Genomic DNA, 6,960 nt, shown 5'->3' on the forward strand with positions numbered 1-6,960 from the left:
TTGTTGTCTACAGCATTTAAATTACGCACAAATATTTTGTCTTTACTGCTATACATTTTACCTTCCAATCTAATTACTGCATTACTCACAGGCGCGTAATCCACATTAAGGGAATATCCGGTTGTTTTAAAGCCATTAGGTGTTCCGGTAGCAATAAAAACACCATTCTTATCCTGGTAATATTCTCCTCTTGCGGCAACCGCCCAGTTGCTGTTGATCTTGTATTGTGCAATGGCAACAGGCGAAAGAACTTCATTTTTGTCGCTGCTTCCTTTTGTTTTCTGCTGTGTTCCGTAATCAAAGCCAAGAGTCAATCCAAACTGATCAGTTACCTGGAATATTCCATAAACATTATGATAGAACCGTGTTACCCTTATAGAGTCAGCACCTTCTGTTTCCAGGTAATTACTATAGTTGACAGTAATTTTATCTGTTGGTTTCCATGTTAACTGTACACCACCGGCCGGCTGGCTGTTTCCGCTCTGACGGGTAATTCTTTGCCATCCGTTCAAATAAAATGCGGCAGCAGTAAACTTTCCATCACTAGTACCATAGGTAATTTTTGCACCCGATTCATAATAAGGTGTATTTTCTGATGAGATGTTTCTTGTTAATACCCAGCAATCTTTAGAAACGGCACTTTCAAAACCAATATGTGAAGAGAAAATTCCGGCATCCAACCATAAATTAGCTGTTTTGGAAAGTTTAACCCCAGCATTTGCTTCATAGATGTTTTTTAACACCCCAGGCTCTGCCGCTAGATTTGCATTGGCATAACTTCCCGCCATTACAGCTACATTTGCCCTGATGGTTCCATTATCGTAATTCCCTTTGATGAAACCCAAATTTAAGTTCATTTCGTTATGACGGTTATGAGAATAGATAAATCCAGGTCTGTTGTTATCCGTCGGTTTATTAAAATCGTAACCGAAATAAGTTTCCAGGTAACCACTCACTTTGATTTTTGATGTTTCCTGGCCGTATGCTAAAGATCCCGTAGTTAATGCTGTTGCTAATATTAAAAGTTTTTTCATTTATAGTTTTGTTTTTTCTAGATATGGTCATCTCTGATGGCCACGTTATTGTATTATTTGTTGTTTTTGGATTAAAATTTAGGCCATACTTCCCCTGCCGCTGCCTGATCCGGGGTTTGGCAAACGCATTATGGATCAGGCAGGAGTTTCAGAGCGAGAGTCGTAAGATTATTTTTTTAACTCATCCAGGGCAAGGTTAAGCTTAAGTACATTTACGGATGACGGGCCAAACAGTCCTAACAATGGCCCCTGAGTATTTTTAACTACCAGTTCAGCTACTGTCTTTTCATTTATTTTACGATAAGCAGCAATTCTTTTGATCTGGATAATGGCACCCTGTTCGGAAATGTTTGGATCTAAACCACTACCTGAAGCAGTGACCATATCGGCTGGAATATCAGCCTTTTTCAAAGATGGGTTGTATTTTAGCAAAGTGTCGATTCTGCTCGAAACCTCTTTTAGGTAATCAGGATTTGAAGGCCCCTTATTGGAGCCGGCCGAGCCTGCAGCATTATAACCAACCGCAGAAGGTCTTCCCCAGAAATACTCCGGTTTGGTAAACGATTGGCCAATTGCGGCATAACCAACAACTTTACCATTTTTGCTGATCTTTTCGCCGCCACCATTTCCTTTTGAGAAGCCACCGGCAAAAGCAACAATCAATGGATAAATAACGCACAGTAATACCATAAGTACTAGTGTTAAGCGTAAGGATTGTATGATATATTTTTTCATGATTTCTATTTTTTAAACAAATAAGCCTACAACAATATCAATAAGTTTGATGCCTATAAAAGGGGCTATCACACCGCCAAGTCCATAGATCAGTAGATTTCTACGCAACAACGCACTGGCACCGATTGGTTTATATTCAACACCTTTTAAGGCCAGAGGGATCAGGATAGGGATAATGATTGCATTGAAAATTACAGCAGATAAAATCGCACTCTCAGGACTATGCAATCCCATAATATTTAAACTCTGTAATGCAGGAATCGAAGCAATAAACAATGCCGGTACAATCGCAAAGTACTTCGCTACGTCATTGGCAATAGAGAAGGTAGTAAGTGTTCCGCGGGTGATCAGCAATTGTTTACCGATTTCCACAATCTCTATGAGCTTGGTCGGATCATTATCCAGATCCACCATGTTACCTGCTTCTTTGGCTGCCTGCGTACCACTGTTCATAGCCACACCTACGTCTGCTTGTGCAAGTGCAGGGGCATCATTGGTACCGTCACCCATCATGGCTACAAGTTTACCCAAGGCTTGTTCTTCTTTGATGTAATTCATTTTATCCTCAGGTTTAGCCTCAGCAATAAAATCATCCACACCGGCTTTCTCTGCAATGAATTTTGCGGTAAGGGGGTTGTCTCCGGTAACCATTACCGTTTTTACACCCATTTTACGCAGGCGCTCAAAACGCTCACTAATGCCGGGTTTAATGATATCCTGTAATTCAATTACTCCAAGTGCTTTTTCATTCTCAGAAACAACAAGCGGTGTTCCCCCATTATTGGCAATTATTTTCACCTGCTCCTCAATGTCTATTGGAAAAGGATTTCCAGCCGTTAAAACAATGTTACGGATAGAATCAAATGCGCCTTTACGGATTCTTTTTCCATCCGGAGTATCCAAACCACTTGACCTGGTTTCAGCAGTAAATTTGATGAATTTAGATCCTTCAGGTGCAGTAAGTAATTTATGATCTTGCAATACCGCAAGCTCTATAATAGATTTACCTTCGGGGGTTTCATCAGCTAGAGAACTTAACATACAGGCATCAACGAATTGCTTCTTATCCATCCCCGAAGTAGGGTAGAAATTGGTGGCCTTACGGTTACCAATAGTAATGGTACCTGTTTTGTCCAGTAATAAAACGTCAATATCGCCTGCTGTTTCCACAGCTTTACCTGATTTGGTAATTACGTTGGCACGCAGCGCCCTGTCCATCCCGGCTATACCAATTGCAGACAGCAGTCCGCCGATAGTGGTCGGAATCAAGCAAACAAACAAGGAGATCAATGCAGCAATAGTAATCGGAGTATTTGCATAATCAGCAAATGGCTTTAAGGTAACGCAAACAATAATAAACACCAAGGTAAAACTGGCGAGCAATATGGTCAATGCAATCTCATTGGGTGTTTTTTGTCTTGATGCACCTTCAACAAGGGCAATCATTTTATCCAGAAAACTTTCACCCGGCTGGGTATTTACCTGAACTTTGATATGGTCTGAAAGCACTTTTGTACCCCCGGTAACAGAAGATTTATCGCCTCCCGACTCACGGATTACCGGAGCCGACTCACCGGTAATGGCGGATTCATCAATGGTAGCAATACCTTCAATAATCTCTCCATCGGTTGGAATGGTATCTCCCGACTCGCAGAAAAATATGTCTCCTTTTTTTAATTGGTTCGAAGAACGGATCTCGATCTTTCCATTTGCCAGAACAACCTTAGCTGGTGTTTCTTCACGTGTTTTCCTTAAACTATCCGCTTGTGCTTTTCCTCTGGCCTCGGCAATGGCTTCAGCAAAATTTGCAAAAAGAACAGTAAGCAGTAATATTAAAAAGATAAAAAAATTGTATAGTGGTGATCCCTGACCTGCGTTACTCATGGAGTATACAGTTACGTAAGCCATGATTACGGTACCGATTTCTACGGTAAACATAACCGGATTACGAACCATTACTCTGGGGTCAAGTTTGATGAAGGACTGCTTAAGTGCAGTTTGCACTAAAGCGGGTTCAAATAATTTATTAGATGAGTGTTTCATTATAATCTATTTAAGCATGGTAAAGTATTCTGCCAATGGGCCTAAAGCCAGAGCAGGGAAATAAGAAAGCGCATTCAGTACAATGATCACTGCAAAAGTCATCAGACTGAAAGTCAAAGTATCTGTTTTCAAGGTACCAGCAGACTCCGGGATGTATTTTTTAGAACCTAGTAAACCTGCAATGKCAACAGGGCCTATAATCGGTAGGAAACGACCAAGGAATAGAACGAAGCCACTGGCTACGTTCCAGAAAACATTATTGTCACCCAGACCTTCAAAACCAGAACCGTTATTGGCATTGGATGAGGTCATTTCGTACAACATCTCCGAGAAACCGTGGAAGCCGGGATTGTTTAACCAGTTCTTAGGTTGTACTGCCCATCCAGCTTCCCCGTGATTCGTAAATACATAACTGGCAATTGCCGTTCCTGCCAAGATCAGAAAAGGACTCAGTAAGGTGATCAATGCTGCAATCTTAACCTCTCTGGCTTCTACCTTATGCCCAAGGAATTCCGGTGTTCTTCCCACCATCAATCCGGAAATAAATACAGCAATGATCAGGTAAATAAAATAATTCAATACACCAACACCGCAACCTCCATAAAAAGAGTTGATCATCATACCCAGTAATTGCCATGCGCCTGTTAGTGGCATGGTACTGTCATGCATCCCGTTAACGGAACCGGTAGAGATAATGGTGGTTACTGTGCTCCAATAGCCGGTTATGGCTGGGCCAAAACGAACTTCCTTGCCTTCCATAGCCCCGGTAGCCTGCGAAATGCCCATTTTTGCAATGGCAGGATTTCCTCCAAGCTCGGAACTTACAGTAGGGATCAGCAGGAGTAGCATACCAATCGTCATGACCCCAAAGATCATCCAGGCAAGTCTCCTACGTCTGATGAAAATGCCAAATGCGATGACCATTGCAATAKGAATAATTACCTGTGCAACCAATTCAACGGTATTGGTGATGTAATTCGGATTTTCCAAAGGGTGGGTAGAGTTTGCACCAAACCATCCACCACCATTAGTACCCAAGTGCTTAATGGCAATAAAAGCAGCTGCAGGGCCTCTTGAAACATTTACTGTATCTCCCTGAACAGAAATAAACTGATCTTTAGCTTCATAGCTTGTTGGAGAACCGTTAAAGGCAAGAATAATTGCCATTACCAATGATAACGGAAGTAATAACCTGGTAATAGATTTCACAAAGAATTCCCAGAAGTTACCAAGTTTAGTGCTTGTTTTATCCCTGAAAGCTTTAAAGAAAACTACAGCAGCAGCAAGGCCTGTAGCCGCACTAACAAACTGGAGAAACATCAGTACAAAATGCTGGGTAAGATAAGTTACACCCGATTCTCCTGAATAGTGCTGCAGGTTACAGTTTACCACGAAACTGATGATTGTATTAAAAGAAAGATCGGGTGTCATTCCTGGGTTTCCGTCAGGATTCAACGGAAGCTTGTCCTGATACATCAGAACAAAAAATCCATAAACAAGCCATACAAGATTGATGGTTAACAGCGCCTTCATGTGCTGCTTCCAATTCATCTCTTCTTTGGGGTTAATACCAGAAAGCTTATAGATTGCGGATTCAATAGGTTTTAAAAAGTCTGTCCAAACTTTTTCTCCGGCAAATACCTTTGCCAGGTACTTGCCTAGCGGAATAGCGATGACCAGTGTAAGCAGGTAGGTCGCAACAATTCCAAGTAATTCTGTGTTCATAATGTACAATTAAAATTTTTCAGGTTTAATCAACACGTAAATCATATAGATAAATACGGCGATTGCGATAATAAATAATGCAGTCATAATTTTAGATTTTTTCGAACCAGTCGATTGATTTGTAAACTACCCAGCAGAGGATCAGCAGGGCTAAAAAAAGCAGGATTGTAAGCATGATATTTTTATTTTGTGAGAAGCATAAGCCAATTCATATACCACACTTAGATATAAACACATAAAATCCTGATTTACAGATACATAAAACACAAAAATATTTTAACATCTTATTATTGAACAGAAAAACCCTTCCATTATGGAAGGGTTTTTATCAAAATGAAAAAGTCTGTTTTGTATCAATTAGAATGGCACTTTTCATCATGCGGAGGTGTATAATTGCTGATCCAGACTAGAATCATTAACAAGATATGGGAAAATAGATTCTAAAAGATTGATATAAATGGTGATCCCATCACTTATTTCTGCAAGATAAATGTATTCATCAGCTGAATGAGAGCGGGCAGAATCTCCAGGGCCTATTTTAACAGATGGCATTTCAAGCCAGCCCTGATCGGAGCTGGTTGGGGAGATGTATGTTTTTCTGCCAATGGCAATACCAGTTCTGACAAGGGGGTGCAAAAGATCAATTGCTGATGGTGTGAGTACGTTAGGACGAAGCGTGGTATCACAAAAGGTATGATTTTTAATTGTATTGAGTATTTCCTTTTCTGTATAACTATGATCAAATCTGATATCAATGGTAAAGCTGCATTCGCCCGGAACAATGTTATGCTGTATACCCGCATTGATCTGAGTAACAGTCATTTTTACTGGATTTGGAAGATTAGAGTCAATAGGAAAAACATAGCTTGAAAACCAATGAATGTCTTTCAGCGCTTTGTAAATGGCATTATCTCCTTCTTCTCTTGCCGCATGCCCGGGCCTACCAGTCGAAACGCAGTCCAATACCATAGAGCCTTTTTCGGCAACCGCCATATGCATATTCGTAGGTTCCCCAACAATCGCAAATGAAATAGGCATTAAATCATCCAGAATAGACTTAATCCCTTTTCTGCCAGAATTCTCTTCTTCTGCAGTTGCGGCCAGGCATAAATTAAAAGGAAGGTCTTTCCTTTCATAGAAAAAAAGAAACGCAGAAATCAGTGAAACCAAAGGTCCGCCTGCATCGTTACTACCCAAGCCATAAAGTTTTCCATCTTTAATCAGCGGCACAAAGGGATCGTTATTATATTGATCATTTGGTTTCACTGTATCATGATGGGAATTCAATAAAATGATGGGTTTTAAGGGATCAAAGTATTTATTGTAACACCAGATGTTATTGTATTTACGGATAGTAAATACTTCATGGTCATTTAAGAAGGATTCAATACAATCTGCAGTTAGCTTTTCCTCTGTACTAAAT

At 40.5% G+C, this 6,960-nt stretch carries 6 protein-coding genes; all 6 read right to left on the reverse strand.

What is annotated here, in order from left to right:
- Positions 1-1,034: porin (locus AC1DG9_RS20500; protein WP_477635152.1), on the reverse strand; the 1,034-nt coding region annotated here is incomplete at its 3' end.
- A gap of 168 nt (positions 1,035-1,202) precedes the next feature.
- Positions 1,203-1,769 (reverse strand): K(+)-transporting ATPase subunit C, encoded by a 567-nt coding sequence (locus AC1DG9_RS20505; RefSeq protein ID WP_172660522.1) that lies wholly within the window; start codon positions 1,767-1,769, stop codon positions 1,203-1,205.
- Between the two features lie 12 nt (positions 1,770-1,781).
- Complete coding sequence (kdpB, locus tag AC1DG9_RS20510) at positions 1,782-3,812, reverse strand: potassium-transporting ATPase subunit KdpB (RefSeq protein WP_172660523.1); 2,031 nt, start codon at positions 3,810-3,812, stop codon at positions 1,782-1,784.
- Between the two features lie 6 nt (positions 3,813-3,818).
- A complete protein-coding gene (gene kdpA, locus AC1DG9_RS20515) occupies positions 3,819-5,537 on the reverse strand; it encodes a potassium-transporting ATPase subunit KdpA (protein WP_477635153.1) in 1,719 nt (572 codons plus the stop codon).
- Between the two features lie 9 nt (positions 5,538-5,546).
- On the reverse strand, positions 5,547-5,624 hold the full coding sequence (locus AC1DG9_RS20520) for a potassium-transporting ATPase subunit F (protein ID WP_084498241.1): 78 nt from the start codon (positions 5,622-5,624) through the stop codon (positions 5,547-5,549).
- A gap of 288 nt (positions 5,625-5,912) precedes the next feature.
- Positions 5,913-6,960, reverse strand: a 1,048-nt coding sequence (locus AC1DG9_RS20525) for a M20/M25/M40 family metallo-hydrolase (RefSeq protein WP_477635154.1), incomplete at its 5' end; no start/stop codon positions are given.

Source organism: Pedobacter sp. 05L430, from assembly GCF_056397585.1.

Bases quoted from the DNA above. Each gene is read 5' to 3' on its own strand.
- AC1DG9_RS20505 (WP_172660522.1), bottom strand. From the start codon at position 1,769: ATGAAAAAATATATCATACAATCCTTACGCTTAACACTAGTACTTATG.
- kdpB (WP_172660523.1), bottom strand. From the start codon at position 3,812: ATGAAACACTCATCTAATAAATTATTTGAACCCGCTTTAGTGCAAACT.
- AC1DG9_RS20520 (WP_084498241.1), bottom strand. From the start codon at position 5,624: ATGACTGCATTATTTATTATCGCAATCGCCGTATTTATCTATATGATT.